13 protein-coding genes are annotated in these 14741 nt (G+C 57.7%); 2 read left to right on the top strand and 11 right to left on the bottom strand.

Annotated elements, in window-relative coordinates; all coding sequences use genetic code 11:
* Positions 1-446: 446 nt before the first annotated feature.
* From HDF12_RS06725 to HDF12_RS06680, 10 genes are all read right to left on the bottom strand, one after another.
* Positions 447-1334, bottom strand: coding sequence for a uracil-DNA glycosylase (locus HDF12_RS06725; protein ID WP_179581787.1), 888 nt, complete (start codon positions 1332-1334; stop codon positions 447-449).
* Between the two features lie 18 nt (positions 1335-1352).
* Positions 1353-1565 (bottom strand): DNA-directed RNA polymerase subunit omega, encoded by a 213-nt coding sequence (gene rpoZ / locus HDF12_RS06720; RefSeq protein WP_179581786.1) that lies wholly within the window; start codon positions 1563-1565, stop codon positions 1353-1355.
* A gap of 77 nt (positions 1566-1642) precedes the next feature.
* Positions 1643-2302 carry a guanylate kinase gene (gene gmk / locus HDF12_RS06715; RefSeq protein WP_179581785.1) on the bottom strand — a complete coding sequence of 220 codons (660 nt, stop codon included), beginning with the start codon at positions 2300-2302 and terminating at the stop codon, positions 1643-1645.
* Between the two features lie 58 nt (positions 2303-2360).
* Positions 2361-3248 carry a YicC/YloC family endoribonuclease gene (locus HDF12_RS06710; protein ID WP_218892313.1) on the bottom strand — a complete coding sequence of 296 codons (888 nt, stop codon included), beginning with the start codon at positions 3246-3248 and terminating at the stop codon, positions 2361-2363.
* A gap of 14 nt (positions 3249-3262) precedes the next feature.
* Positions 3263-5140: an ABC transporter ATP-binding protein gene (locus HDF12_RS06705; RefSeq protein ID WP_179581783.1), complete on the bottom strand. Its 1878-nt coding sequence runs from the start codon at positions 5138-5140 to the stop codon at positions 3263-3265.
* A gap of 72 nt (positions 5141-5212) precedes the next feature.
* A complete protein-coding gene (gene rapZ / locus HDF12_RS06700; protein WP_179581782.1) occupies positions 5213-6151 on the bottom strand; it encodes an RNase adapter RapZ in 939 nt (312 codons plus the stop codon).
* A 33-nt stretch (positions 6152-6184) separates the two neighbouring features.
* On the bottom strand, positions 6185-6811 hold the full coding sequence (hpf, locus tag HDF12_RS06695; RefSeq protein ID WP_179581781.1) for a ribosome hibernation-promoting factor, HPF/YfiA family: 627 nt from the start codon (positions 6809-6811) through the stop codon (positions 6185-6187).
* Between the two features lie 36 nt (positions 6812-6847).
* Positions 6848-8584 carry an RNA polymerase factor sigma-54 gene (rpoN, locus tag HDF12_RS06690; RefSeq protein ID WP_179581780.1) on the bottom strand — a complete coding sequence of 579 codons (1737 nt, stop codon included), beginning with the start codon at positions 8582-8584 and terminating at the stop codon, positions 6848-6850.
* 225 nt (positions 8585-8809) lie between these two features.
* Positions 8810-9538, bottom strand: coding sequence for an LPS export ABC transporter ATP-binding protein (gene lptB, locus HDF12_RS06685; RefSeq protein WP_179581779.1), 729 nt, complete (start codon positions 9536-9538; stop codon positions 8810-8812).
* A complete protein-coding gene (locus tag HDF12_RS06680) occupies positions 9538-12039 on the bottom strand; it encodes an LptA/OstA family protein (protein WP_179581778.1) in 2502 nt (833 codons plus the stop codon). Before HDF12_RS06680 ends, lptB begins: the two co-directional genes overlap by 1 nt.
* A 255-nt stretch (positions 12040-12294) precedes the next feature.
* Between HDF12_RS06680 and HDF12_RS06675 the strand changes: the two genes are divergently transcribed.
* Complete coding sequence (locus HDF12_RS06675; RefSeq protein ID WP_179581777.1) at positions 12295-12999, top strand: hypothetical protein; 705 nt, start codon at positions 12295-12297, stop codon at positions 12997-12999.
* On the opposite strand, the gene opgC is transcribed toward HDF12_RS06675, so the two are convergent.
* A complete protein-coding gene (opgC, locus tag HDF12_RS06670) occupies positions 12992-14173 on the bottom strand; it encodes an OpgC domain-containing protein (protein ID WP_179581776.1) in 1182 nt (393 codons plus the stop codon). The genes HDF12_RS06675 and opgC overlap by 8 nt on opposite strands.
* A gap of 313 nt (positions 14174-14486) precedes the next feature.
* Here opgC and HDF12_RS06665 point away from each other — a divergent pair, with 313 nt between their 5' ends.
* Positions 14487-14711: a hypothetical protein gene (locus tag HDF12_RS06665; RefSeq protein ID WP_158943198.1), complete on the top strand. Its 225-nt coding sequence runs from the start codon at positions 14487-14489 to the stop codon at positions 14709-14711.
* The last annotated feature ends 30 nt before the right edge of the window (positions 14712-14741 follow it).

Here is a 14741-nt window from a genome sequence, read left to right as displayed (position 1 = left end):
TGCGTTGCACTTGCGGTTGCCGTTGCACTTGCGGTCGCAGTTGCAGTTGCGGTCGCAGTTGCAGTTGCAGTTGCGGTTGCCTTTCTTGTTGTCATCCCCGCAGGGGATCTGCTTCTGCTTTTTGTCGTTGCCCGTCCTCCCACCCCCGCAAAAACCTGTCAAGCCCTCAAATCGCAAATCCCCGCGCCAATAAGGGAGATTCGCGTGGCGTATTAGTTACCTCCAATCCCGTAAACTGGATAAAGATAGAAAAAGCCCGAGCTTCTGCTCGGGCTCTTCGTCGTTAAAGGTTCGTAACTCTTTTGTTTAGACTTATTTACCTGTAACCCTTTTGTTTAGAAGATTTTGGAGATTTTCAAAAAATGCAAGTAACTATAAACAAACAACTTGCGCGGAAATACCCCCCAGGGGGTACCCCCACACTTCCCAAAAGGACCACAACTTTGTCAGCCCCGGCTCGCGCCCTTCAACCCCATCTCCGCCATCACCCTCTGCAGATCCTTCCAGGCCTCACCCTTCATCCCCGGATCCCGCAGCAGAAACGCCGGATGGTAGGTCACCGCCAGCTTCGCTCCCCTGCAGCTATGCCAGCGGCCCCGCAGCACGCTCAGGGACTGCTTCACACCCAGCAGGTACGTCGCCGCCGTAGACCCCAGCGCCACGATCACCTGGGGCTGTACCACGTCTATCTGCTGCAGCAAAAACTGATCGCAGGTATTAGCCTCCACCGGCTCAGGAACCCGGTTCGCCGGCGGCCTGCACTTCACGATGTTGGCGATGTAAACCTCCTCCCGCTTGAGGCCCATCGCCTGGATCATGTTGTTGAGCAGCTGCCCAGCCTTCCCGACAAAAGGAATCCCCGTGGTGTCCTCATCCGCCCCCGGCCCCTCGCCGACAAACATCAACCGCGCATTGGCATCGCCATCGCCGAACACGATCGTCCGCCTGCCCGCATACGCCAGCGGACACCGCGTGCAATCGCCAATCTCAGTTTTGATTCCAATCAGTGCCTCAGCCTTATGCGCCGCGGCCACCCGGGTTGCAGGCAGGGGAACAAGATCATCGAAACTCACAAGCTTCGCGATAGGAGGCTCCAGAAATTGAGGTCGACTCGAAACAGCAACAGCCCGCTGTTCTGCCACAGCCGCCTTCGCAGGCAACGGTCGCGCTTCCACCGCATCGTCGACGGGAGAAACCGCATCAACGGCATCAAGAGGAGCAACCGGAACGGTCTCCGCGTACACCGGCTCGCCCCGACGATAGAAGTCATGGACGCCGATGTCGCGAAGATATTCCACGTAAGCCCGCAGCTGCTGCTCTACTTCACCTGCCATGGCTCTATGGTATCGCGCTTAGTGCACAGGAAGATCAAGTACAGGCTCTACAACCTTCTCCGGCAAAACGAACTTCACGTGTCCCTGCTTGATCTCATCCTGCGCCACGCGACAAGCCTTCATCGACTTGGCCACGATCAGAGGAGAGGCGCCAGACTGTAGCTGCCGCGCGCGACGCGCCGCACCTTTCACCAGACTGTACTTATTGTGGAAAGCATTCTCAATCGTCATGCGTTTCACCCCGATGCAGAAGTTATAACTCACCCCGGTGAAAAGCCATACACAATTCGTAGTGGATAACACGCTCTTTATTCGTGAAAGGTACTCAGAGCCTTCTTCAACCGAGGCGAAGCAGCATCGGTTCTGCAACTCGAAGCCAGCGCCTGCACTCCGTCCCGCTCACCGCGCTCACACAAAACAATCGCCCGCAACTCCGCCACAGCCTGGTCAAGCACATCATTCACCAGCGCATACTTGTAATCCCACATCTGTTTCAACTCAGTCCGAGCTTCAGCTAACCTGCTCTGAATCACCTTCTCAGACGTAACATGCTCCGCCTCGCTCCGGTTGCGCAGCCGCATCTCCAATACCTGCGGACTCGGCGGCAGAATGAAGATAGAAACCGCCCTCGGCATCTTCTTCATCACCTGCACCGCGCCCTGCACATCGATATCGAGCAGCAGGTCCTTTCCCGCGTCCTTCGCATGTCCCAGTGCCGAAATCGCCGTCCCGTAGTAGTTGCCAAAGACCTCTGCCCACTCCAGAAAGTCTCCCGCCGCAATCATCCGCTCGAACTCCGCCCGGGTCGTGAAGTGGTACTCGCGCCCATCCGTCTCCGACCCCCGTGGCGCCCGCGTCGTATACGAAATCGAAAAATCCAATCCCTCCACCAACGTCCGCAGCTGACTCACCAGCGTCGACTTCCCCGAACCCGACGGCGCCGAAATGATAAAAAGAATTCCTGCCATGCGCCTCAATCACCTAATCAATTTGTCTCTGCCAGTCTAACAACCGCGCCCACTCGAGCTACTCGAGATTCTGAACCTGCTCCCGCGCCTTCTCAATCTCGGCCTTCATCTCGAGTCCCAGCTCCGTAATCCGCAGGCTATTCTCGCCGGCTGCTCCACTGGTCTTTGACAACATCGTATTCGCCTCGCGGTTCAGCTCCTGCAGCAGAAAGTCCAGACGCTTGCCCAACTCTCCGCCCTCCTCAAGCATCGCCACAAAGCGCTCCACATGCGTCCGCAACCGAACGATCTCCTCCTCGATATCGCTCTTCTCCGCCAGCACCGCAGCCTCAGCCAGCAGCCGCTCCTCGCTCACCGGAACGCCCTGCGTCAGCTCCATCAGTCGACTCCGTAACCGCTCGAACTGCACCTCGCGCACGCCGTTCCTTAGCCCAGCCATCTCTTCCCCAAACGCCTGCAGCCGCAGCATCGAACCCTTCAGCTCAGCAGCCAACGTCGCACCTTCCTGAGCCCGCCCTTCATTCAGCTTCCCTACAAGCGGCACGATCTGCGAGAGCACCGCTGCATCAAGCCCCTCAATATCCGCGGCACCTGCGACGCTCTCAGTACTCATCACACCTGGTATGCGCAGCATCGCATTCAAGTCCGGATCGCCCGGCACGCCATGCGTCACGGCAGCCTCACGGAACGCCTGCACATAAGCCTCCAGCAACCCCGTATGCAGTTGGATCTCAACATTCGCCCTACGCTCCAACTGCAGTGTTACCTCAATATGCCCCCGCCGCAGATTCTCCTTCAACATCCTCCGCATCTGCACCTCCAGCCCATCGCAGGAGGCTGGCAACCTCAGATGAAGATCGAGAAACCGATGGTTCACGCTCTTCATACTCAAGGTAAAAGAGATGCTATCGCGCACCGCCCCGCGCAGACTGGCGTACCCAGTCATCGAATAAATACTCCTCACGCGATCCCCTCCAGCCCCACCGGTAGCGCAGTTTCGCTGTTACTCGCCGGCACAACATCGTCCTCACTGAACTGCATGTTGTAGAGCCGCCGATAGGTCCCTGAGTGCTGCATCAGCTCGTCGTGCGTGCCGATCTCCGTGATCCGTCCCCCTTCAATCACCGCAATCCGAGAAGCTCTCCGCACCGTCGAAAGGCGATGAGCGATCACAAACACCGTCCGGCCCTGCATCAAATTCGCCAACGCCGCCTGCACAAACTGTTCGCTCTCCATATCGAGCGCCGATGTTGCCTCATCCAAAATCAAAATCGGGGCGTTCTTCAAAATCGCCCGCGCAATCGCAAGTCTCTGACGCTCTCCCCCGCTCAGCCGAGTCCCCTTCTCGCCTATCATCGTGTTATACCCGTCAGGCATGTTGAGAATGAACTCATGCGCCAGCGCCATCCGCGCTGCCTCTTCCACCTTATTCATCGGAACATCCGGCTGACCGTAAGCGATGTTGTTCCGCACTGTATCGTTGAACAGCACGGTCTCCTGCGTCACCTTTCCAATCTGCTGTCGCAACGATGCAATCGTCACATCACGCAGATCGTGCCCATCCAACAAGATCCTTCCATCGTTCACATCAAAAAACCGAGGAATGAGATTAACCAGCGAAGACTTGCCCGCACCACTCGGCCCCACAAACGCAATGACCTCGCCGGGCCGCACGTTCAAATTGATTCCATGCAGAACCTGCCTTATCTCGCCATCGCTCTCATAGGCGAAGCCGACATCTTCAAAACGGATCTCCTCCTTAAACCCTTTCAAAACAAACGCGCGCTTCTTCTCCTGAACATCGTCCTGCGCGTCCATAAACTTGAAGATCTCTTCGCTTGCTCCGAGCGCTTGCTGAAAGCTGTTGTAAAACAATGCAAATTTCCGAACAGGATCGTACAAGGTAAACACCGCGATCAGGAAAGAAATAAATGAGCCGATCGTCATCGAACCGCTCTTGATGCGGTCGCGGCCAAGCAGCAACAACAGTGCGATTGCAACCGAACCGAGCCCATCCATCAAAGGCGAGCTGATCGCCTGCACACTCACCGAGCGAAGATTCGCGCTGAACAACCTCCGCGCCGCGCGGCGAAAGCGATTCATCTCCCACAGTTCCATTCCGAAGGCTTTCACGATTCGATTGCCCGTAATCGTCTCGTGAAGAATGTTCTGAATCTCCGCCAGCTTGTCCTGTCCCTTGCGCGTCGTCTGCCGAACCCTGCGACCAATGCGTCGCGCGGAGGAAATCACCACAGGAACAAACAGCAGCAGCACCCAGGCCAACTTCCCGCCGTAAAAAATTGCCACACCGATCATAAAAATCAAGGTGAAGATCTGCTGCAGAAACTCCCCCAGCACGCTCGACATAGCTGTCTGCACGCGCTCGATATCGTTGATCAGCGTAGACAGCAAAGTCCCCGTCGTATGCTTCTGAAAGAAACCCACCGAACGTCGCAGCACGGCGTTATACAGGTCGTTCCGCAGATCGGTAATCATCCCGAAGCCCGCATAGTTCACGAGGTACGTCCCCGCGTAATCACATACCGACTTTACCAGTGCAGAGACCACCAGCGCATACGCCACCACCGTCCACGCATTGTGAAGGGGACTCGGAACCAGAAAGTGCAGGTTCAACGGCCTGCCAAGAAAAGGCACATGAGGGAACACCAGCACGTCATGCGTGTACGCATCCGGACTCAGAACATTGTCGAAGATCGGCTTCACCAGCAGCACGCGGAAAGCCGCCATCGCGCCCACCACCGCCATCAGTACCACCGACGCCATTGAGTACAGCGCATACGGACGAACGTACAGCAGCAATCGCCAGATGCGCTTCAAGCCGTCACTCTCCCGATTGTTGCCATCGCATTGCGCATCTCACTATTCTATTGCGCCAGACCGCGCGCAGAGCTACTTCGGCATATCCCGGTGAGAGGTCTTCACCCGATACCCCACATCGGCCAGCCGTTTCTTCATCTCTTCCGCAATAAAGACCGACCGATGTTGTCCTCCGGTGCATCCAAACGCCACCGTCAGATAGCTCTTCCCTTCCTTGATGTAATGAGGCAGAAGAAACTTCAGCATCTCGGTCGTCTTATCCAAAAACTCTTTCGTCTGCGGGAACTGAAGAACATACTTCGCGACCTTAGGATGCTTGCCGGTCAGCTTGCGAAACTCCGGCACAAAGTGAGGATTCGGCAGAAAGCGCACGTCGAACACCAGATCCGCCTCCGCAGGTACGCCATTCTTGAAACCAAAACTATTCGACGAGATCATCAAAGCCCGTCCGCTCTCCTCACGTTCGAACTGTGAGTTGATGTGCGCCCGCAGATCATGCACGTTGAACTTCGTCGTATCCAACACGATGTCGGCGACATTACGAATCGGATCCAGCCGCTTGCGCTCGGCTCGAATCGACTTCACCACAGTATCGCTGCGTCCCATCGGATGAGGCCGCCGCGTCTCGGAGAACCGTCGAATCAGCGCATCCTCACTCGCCTCCAAAAATACTACCCGCGTCGGAAGAACCTTGCGAACCTTCTTTAGAATCGCCGGAAACTCATCCAGTCGCATTCCCTCGCGCACGTCGACCACCAGCGCCGCACGTTCGATCTCCGCTGACTGTCGCACAAGGTCCGCAAAGCTCGGCACCAGTTCCAGCGGCAAATTATCGACTGAGTAATACCCCAAATCCTCAAACGCCTTCAGCGCCGACAGCTTCCCCGACCCCGAGAGTCCAGTCAAAATGACCAGTTCCCCCCGATGCTCCGGAAGCGCGAGCTCCACGACTCTCTTCCTGCGCGTCTTAGTGGATGACTTCACAGAACTCTTCGTGACCCGCTTCCTCATGCAGAAATCCTAGCACCCCAGTCTCAAGAGACTCTACGGAACTTCGATCAGTTCCATCTTTCCGTCACGCTTACGATAGAGCACCATCGCCTGCCCTGCATGATCGCGAAACACAAATACCTCGCGGTCTCGAAACGCAGCCTCCTTCACCGCTTCCTCGATCGACATCGGCCGCAGCGCAACTGAATCATTCGAACGCACCACATGCGGCTCCGCAAGCGGCGAGTGCGAGGGAAAAGAGTGCACGAGCATCGGCACTGCCTTACGTCCAACACTGCTCTTCGCCGCCGCCTTCACCGCGGTGGTTTTCCGTACCACAGGCGCCCCCGCAACCTCAGCCGCCGCGCCCTTCAAATCTGACTTAGGATGCCGTTTGATCGTCCCGTATCTCTTCTTGTGTCGGATCGCCTGCTGTTCAATCTTCGCCAGCGCATCGTGCAACGCGACGATCATGTCCGTTGCCTCGCACCGCGCCACCATCTTCTGATGCCTGGTCTGCACCGTCACCTCAGCGATCTGTCGATACTTGTCCGTGGACAAAATCACATGCACGCTGCCGGAGTTGCCGACGATCTTCGCAATCGCCTCAACACCTTCTTCCGCCTGTGACTTCAGTTTTTTTGTAATCGTTGTCTGTCTGCCGGTGTACTCCACGTCCATACGTTCACCTCGTCCCCGCGATCGGTTCGCAGACGATCAGCGTACACGACGTTGGTGCGTGCTTGGAATCTGCATATCTTCCCGGTACTTTGCCACCGTCCTTCGGGTCACCTGAATCCCCTGCCGCTGTAACTCAGCAGCAAGTTGATCGTCCGTCAGCGGCTTCCGCTCATCCTCTTCCTCAATCAGCTTCTTCACCTTGCGCTTAAGCAAGACCAGCGGAAGATCGCCACCTTCCGGGCCGTTCACTCCCTCGGAGAAGAAAAACCGCAGTTCAAACACGCCCTGCGAGGTATGAACATACTTGTTTGCCACCGCGCGGCTCACCGTCGAAGGATGCACCCCGATCTCCTCCGCAACCTCTTTGATCATCATCGGCTTCAGAGCATTGACGCCATGCTCGAGAAACTCCTGCTGCCGCCTGACGATCACCTCGCAAGTTCGCACAATCGTATTCTTCCTCTGCTCGATATTCCGCAGCAGCTGAATCGCCGACTTGTACCGCTCCTTCACGTACTCTTTGACTTCCTTCTCCGTCTGCTTCTGCTGCAGCATTTTGCGATAGCCCTGATTCAACCGAAGCGTCGGCATATCCTCTTCGTTCATCAACACGACATAAACATCATCGCGCTTCACAAACGCCACATCCGGCTCAATTAGCCGCGTTTCGCTGTGGTTATATCGCTGCCCCGGGCGCGGATCCAAGGTGCGGATAAACTCCACCGCCGCGTTCACTTCGTCCGCCGTGCGTCCGCAGCTCCGGGTCAGCTCTCGCATATCCTTCTTCTGCAGCAGCGGTAGACAGTTCGTCACAATGTGCGTTGCGATACTGAAGACATCTTCGCGTCCCGGATGATCGGAAGTTGCAGCCGCCTCTATCGCGCCATAGTCTTCGTCGCTGGCTGTGCCATTTTTTGCGGCTACATCCGCCGCATGCATCTGATGGCGTCGAAGCACGATCGCCGCCTCACCCTGCTGCGCGCATATCTGAATCAGCAGACACTCACGCAAATCCCTCGACCCCACTCCCACTGGGTCAAGAAAATTCACCACCTTCCGCGCCTCGCGGACCGCCGCCAAAAACACGCCGACCGTCTCATCGGAAGCAGCCGCTAAATCCAACGACTTACCCTGCACCGACCCGTCTTCTCCCTCGCTCGTCTCCGGAAGATCCCACACATGCGCAGACCGGCTCCTGGTCCCTCGCTCAAATGGAATCGGCTCCGACCGTTCCGGCTCCTGCATCTGCATCAGAGCCTCAACCAGCTCTTCGTCGCTTGCCGTCAGATAGCCATTCTCATTCAGATTTCCCACCACCAGCTCCGCCGCGGCACGGACCTCCGGGCTCAGCGTCAGCGAACCAAGCTGCCACGCCAGATGGTCGCTCAGCGTGCTCGGCTGCGAAAGAAAGTTCTCAAACGATGGCTTGTCATACTCTTCGAAATTAGAGGCCGTGCGAAAACCCGGATCGAGATAATCCTGAAAGTAGCTGCCGAAGTCAATCTCATCGAACGGGTCTTTTTCCACCCTTTCGCTCTCCGCGGCAACATCTTCCGCAGAACGCTCCCGATCGCCTTCAAGGCCCGCTCTTTCATCTAGCGTGGCAACCGACTCTTCCAACTCCTCCAGCACCGGATTCTCCACCATCTCGGTATTGATCATCTCTCTCAGCTCAAGCTTGTTCAGCGCCAGCACGCTTACCATCTGCACCAGGCCAGGCGTCAATACCTGTCGTTGCGAGACTTTCAAGTTCAGCTTCGGTTGCAGCAACACGTTATTCCCTCACAACCCGATTACTTTGACTTTGCACGAGATGTGCCATTTGGCACGTCTCGTGCTCATTGTGCAATTAATTACAAACAGAACGCTATTCCCTGGCTTGGCCACAGTCTACACGCCCTGCCTGGATCTCGCTGTAAGTCTAACGCTGTCAAAGGCTGCGCGCCCTGCACCGATAGCATCTCTGTCTTACAACAGAAGTTGTAACGTCGCGGCTCCTCAGCCCATCGAGAAATTTTCGCCCAGATAAATCCGTCTCACCTCAGGATCTCGCCCCAGTTCACCCGGCGTTCCCGTCTTAAAAATCTTCCCCTCGGCAATGATGTAAGCCCTGTCCGTGACCGACAGCGTCTCACGCACATTGTGGTCCGTAATCAGCACCCCAATCCCACTCTTCTTCAGCCCGAAGATGATCTCCTGCAGATCCAGCACCGCAATCGGATCGATCCCCGAAAACGGTTCATCCAGCAGAATGAACGCCGGTTCGATCGCGAGACACCGCGCAATCTCCACCCTTCTGCGCTCTCCGCCGCTCAGCGCATAGCCGCGCGTCTTCCGCACGTGTCCCAGATTCAGCTGTTCGATCAGCTTTTCCGTGCGTGTCCGACGGCTCTCCCAGCTCAACTGCTGCGCCTCCAGCACGGCCAGAATATTGTCCTGCACCGTCAGCTTGCGAAACACCGAAGGCTCCTGCGGCAGATAGCTAATGCCGTAGTTCCTCGCCCGCAGATACATCGGCAACCGGCTGATGTCGTGCCCATCCGCAAGCACGCGCCCCGTATCCGGACGCACCAGCCCTACGATCATGTAGAAACTCGTTGTCTTTCCCGCCCCATTCGGACCCAGCAGCCCAACCACTTCGCCCTGCTCGATCTCGAGGCTGACCCCTTTCACCACCTGGCGGCCACCGTACGACTTGCCAATCTCCTCCGTCGATAAGGTCTTCATTACTTGTTCTTCACCCGCGTCTCCGTGCGCACTCTTTGCCCCGCGCCACTCTCTCCTTCATTAGAAACTACGACGTTCTCATCTCCGGTATGGAATCGCAAAGACGTACCTGTCACGGTCCCCCGCTGATCGTCCACCACCTTCGGTAACGCCGTCGGCGTCCCAGTCAAAACAAACATGCCATCACTCGCGGTGTACACCAACTTGTCCCCACTCGCACGCCGGCCCGGCTGCTGCATCTCGATATGTCCACTCGCCACCACCCGCTCCACGCTGCCGCCCATAAATCCACCAGCCGCACCATCAGGCTTCTTCACACCATTACCCGAAGCCGCCTGCAGATAAACGACCGCCTCCTGCCCTCGCATGCTTCCATCCGCGCTATCCACCTGAACCCCACCCGTAAAGTCCGCCTTGCGGCCCTCATCCGAATAAACCAGCTCACGGCTGATCACCCGCACCACGCTGGTCTTGCCGCCGCTTTCCCGCTTACCGGTCTTAGCTAAATCCGTTTTGGTACCAGACCCACCACTCACCAAAACAGTATGCACAGCGGCAGCAGCGTCTTGTCCCTCGCTATGCGCGAGCAGCCTCTTCTGCTTCTGTTCAAACTCAATCACCGGAGCGTCTACCTGCGAAGCTCCCTGCCACAACCGCGCTGGCTTGCCGTTAGATCCCGCCCCATAAAACTTCGCCACCTGCGAATCATGTTTCATCTCCGCACGCGACGCCAGCACATGCACCGGCTCAGCCTCACTACCTACCTGACTAAAGCTCGCCTTCACCGAACCGTCCGCGGTAACATCTCCCGTCTGCTGCTCAGTCACCACCCGATCCGCCCACAACACGCTCGTCCCGTTGCTCACCTGCACATTGCCTGTCAACGTCGTCCGTTCCAGTTGGCCGTCATAAGCAGCTCGTTCCGCCGTCACTCGCTCCTCTGTCGGAGCCACCGAATCGCCGGGCTTCTTCACCGGCAACTCGGTCATCACCACGTGCCCCTGTTCGGTCGCACTCGTGATCTCATCCGCCCCTTGCCCTTTGCCTGTAGCGCTCGAACCACGCGCCGCACCCGCAGTCACAGGCCGAAAGTGCGCCACCAAAGAATCCCCCGAGCTCGTATCGACGACTCCCTTTCCATTCACCCGACGCATCGACGTGTGCCCATCGCCATGCACCTCCGCAAGATGGTCTGCGTTCCCCACACGCACAAAGTGTGCCGTCAAGACATCCCCCGCCAAAGCACTGCCAGTCGTTCCCCCACCCTTGGCAGCCGGATTCATCACCGTCAGCCGCGCATCCCCGGTGGCCTTCGCATCGCGCAACTGCGCCTTACCTGCGCGATCTGCGGACAATGCCAGCTCCATCTGCCCAGCATTCAAATCGCGCTCCCCCCAGGCTTCAACCGACGCATCTGTCCGAACCCGCTCGGTCAGATGCACCGCGCCAGTCATCACAACATGCTCCGGCCTGCCCACCTTGTCGAACACCGCCCGTCCCTGCGCCGCCTCTCCCTTGGCCTGCCGCAGCGGTTCATCCGCCGAGTACTTCACCCCGCCCTGCATCACCGCCGACGCCGGCTGACTCTGCGCATTCAACGTCACCTCACCCCGCGGAGCCACAACCGTCCCGCCCAACCCATCGGTCAGCGTTACCTCTCCCTCCGCCTCAACCCGCTCCGCCGTTCCATCCGGCCTTAGATGCACGACAACATTCCTCGCCTGCGCCGTCTGCCCCGAATTCCCTTTGCCGCCCACCGCCACATACTTCGCCTGAGTCAGCACCGCTCTCTCATTCTGCCGATCCAACTCCGCACGCGACGCCGTCAACACCACCGGCCTGTCATGCTCCAGCCCATTCACCCTCACCGCCGAGTGCAGCACCAACACTCCCGTGTCCGAGTTGTAATCCGCCCCCACCGCATGCCCCGTCAGCCCACCCGACGCAAACTCAATCTCGTTATCCGTCGCCGCCACACCCAGCTTCTGCAAAAACACCAGCCCACTGGTCGTCACATGGATCAGCCGCACATCCTTAGTCTCAACCGCTCCCGCGCCATGCAGATCCTTCCCTGCGGCATAGTCCATCTTTGCGTTCGCATCCGCTGCCTCCGGCGCCTGCAGATCGATATGCACCTCTCCATCCGCGCGTATCACTTGGTTCTTCTGGTCATACTCAAACTCTTTCCCGTAGATCCTATCGGCCCGATCCTCCTTCAGCCCATAGAGCACGATCCCCACATCGTGCAGCGTCACCTTGCCATCACCACGTTCCACCGCCTTGGCCGCATGAACCGTATAGATCGTGCGCCCTTGCACCGACTGCGAGTAAGTAAATCCGTTCGTCTCCCGCCGAACATTCACTCCCAGCTTCTTAGGCAGATTCGTGAGAAACCGATGCGCGCGATAGTGGGCATACCCCAGGAAAGAAGCGATCACCAGCACCAGCAGGCCTGCACCCACCAGCAACCAGACACGCAGCCGCTCTACCGAAACGTTCATTCACCTTCTATCTTCTCATTCCGCACCGGAGTCCTGCCGGACGGGCCACTGCGCGTGGGGCGGTCACTTCGTGACTTGTGATTGCTTCGCGTTGGTCCTCCCGTTGGTCGGAGGAAGATGATTCCGACCAACGGGAGGACCCATGCAGCTAACCTATCAAGACCGGTATACAAGTCACGAAGTGACCGCCCCACGCGCAGTGGCCCGTCCGGCAGGACAAGTCATCAAAACAACTAAAAGGTCTAAACTAGAACCATGGCCGATCAGCTCTACCTCAGTCTCTGGTTCCCCAACTTCCGCTTCGAAACCCTCCCAGCGACCATGGTCTCGGTCATGCGCCAGTTCGCGCTCATCAGCGGAGAAAAGCGTGTAGCGGCCGCCAGCGTCTACCCCATCAGCTTCACCGAAGCCCCCACCTACCAGCGTATCTACGTCAACGACGACCGCGCCGAAGAAAACCAGGACACCTCCGGCTCCATCATCGAAAACGCCGTCGCCGAAGCCACCGAGCAGCTCCATGACGACATGGCCTACGAGTTCGAGATGCGCTGGAAGCTCTGGTCCCCAGAGGTGAACCCCAACTATCCCAACCCCGACATCGATCCCGACTCCGACATCGACCCGGAGTACGAATCCGCCGCCCTCGATCCCCTCTGGAAGCTCCAGCCTGCCACCGTTCGCATCCTCGGATTCGGCCCCAACTTCGACGACGCCAGCTTCGACCAGAACGGCCACATCCGCGTCGACTTCGGACTCGACACCCCCTGGCTCGCCGAGACCCTCGAAGACGAGCAACTCGACGAAGCCGCCACCAAACACATCCAGCAGAACGTAGAGATGCTGTTAGCCTTCACCCTCTCCGTCGAAAAAAACTGCGGCATCAGCAGCCGTCTCCTCTGGACCGAGTCCGGCGAACCCCTCGCCCAAAAGCTCATCGACCGCCTGCAGCGCGTCAACTAGCGCTCTCTGTCACTGCACTCTCGCCCCGTGCCGCCGCATTCTTCGCCGCCGCAGCAGCAGCCCTGGCCTCTCTGCGCAACCTGGCCTCTCTCATCGCCACCAGCATCAATCCTGCAAAGGTCAGCGACAGCACCCCATAAGCTCGCGCACCATGCAGCTGCGGAGTGTCTTCGTACAACAACGTCAACCCGACAAACACAAAGAACACATGCGCGCAAAACACCTGCAGTGAAGCCTTTCCCAGTGTCAGAAACGGCTCAACCGAGATCAGCTTCACCAGATACCGCCGCATCCAGTAGCTGACGACTAGAAACGCCGCCAGGTTCACCACCCGCATCGGCCCAATCTGCCACTTATCCAGCCCAATGCCCAGCGACTCCTGCGTCAGCACAGGCCCTAGCCAGTGATGCCGCACCCCAAGAAAAAACAGGCACACCATCCCGCACCCTGCCACCATATATCCCGGAACCCTCTTCAACGGCATCTCGCCCTGAGCGCTCTTTGCCCCCAGCCACAGCCCTGCGATCCACACTCCCTGCCACGCAAACAGGTTAAACGCCCCGGTCTCCTGCAAGGGAATCTGCAGATGGGTCACCCTGACAATCCACGCATGCACCAGCTCCCTTAATCCGAACTGTGCCCAAACCCACAGCGCCGCGCTGCCCCCCAGCACCCATCTCCACCCATAACGCACACCCACCGCCAGCGAAATCGGCGTCAGAAACATGAAGATCACATACATCGGCAGAATATCCAATAAAGGAGGGCAGTAAATCAGCAGCACTCCGCCAAGTATCGCCACCTTCGGATGAGCCAGATAAAAATTAATGAGGTTGTAAATCGCTGACCGGTGAGTCTTCGCCGCAAGTGCAGCCGCAATAGTAAACGCGAAAGCCAGCATCAATACGTGATAGCCGTAAATCTTCAACGTCCGCCGCCACAACCTCGCAATCACACCAGACACATCCTCCAAGGCGTCTCGCAAATAGACCGTGCCCACCAGCATCGCCGACAGAAACACAAATCCCTCCGCCGAAGACACAAATCCAACCGGCTGATTTACGAAGTCGCTGAAATGCGTCGGCATATGGGTGAAAGTCATCCACACCAGGAACAGCCCACGCAGCGCATCCAACTCCGGCCTCCTCTGCGTCTTTGGACTACTGAGCGTCACTGGTAATCCCCTCACTGGAAAAAGCGCACCTTCAGCATAGGCCACAAGCCACCAGCAACGGTGTAGCGATTCGCTCCGTATCGACCAGCACTAAAGGCCTCTTCACTACTAGAACAGACGTCCGGAACAAGAGATCCGCTTCAGCCGTGCCAGAGATTCCAGACCGGCTTTTAGAGCCCTCGAAAACACCAGGAACCGCAGAAAACAAAGACGAACATCTTTACGAACTTCATCGAAATCTCTTATGCCTTCTTTACGAACGCAGTGCTGAAATATAAAAGTCGGCTGAAGCAACGACCGACAGGAGAGTTAGATGAACACCTTTCGCACCCGCAGACCGCTCCTCGTAAACGCCACCCAGTGCCTCCACCCCACCCTCATCCTTACCGACTCCGGACAGCGCAAAGCCTATCCCGGCGACTGGATCATCGAAGGCGAAAACCGCGAGCGCTACATCGTCGACAACACCTTCTTCCAGCGCACCTTCGCCCCCATTCCATGGGAGTCCTCGAGCGAAGGCCGCCACTACGGCAGCTAAGCCACTCCTCCGTCAGAAATTCAACCCGAA

The sequence above is a fragment of the Tunturiibacter gelidiferens genome, assembly GCF_013410115.1.
Classification (GTDB): domain Bacteria; phylum Acidobacteriota; class Terriglobia; order Terriglobales; family Acidobacteriaceae; genus Edaphobacter; species Edaphobacter gelidiferens.
Note: the sequence above shows the minus strand (reverse complement) of the source record. Positions and strands in the feature narration are given on the sequence as shown.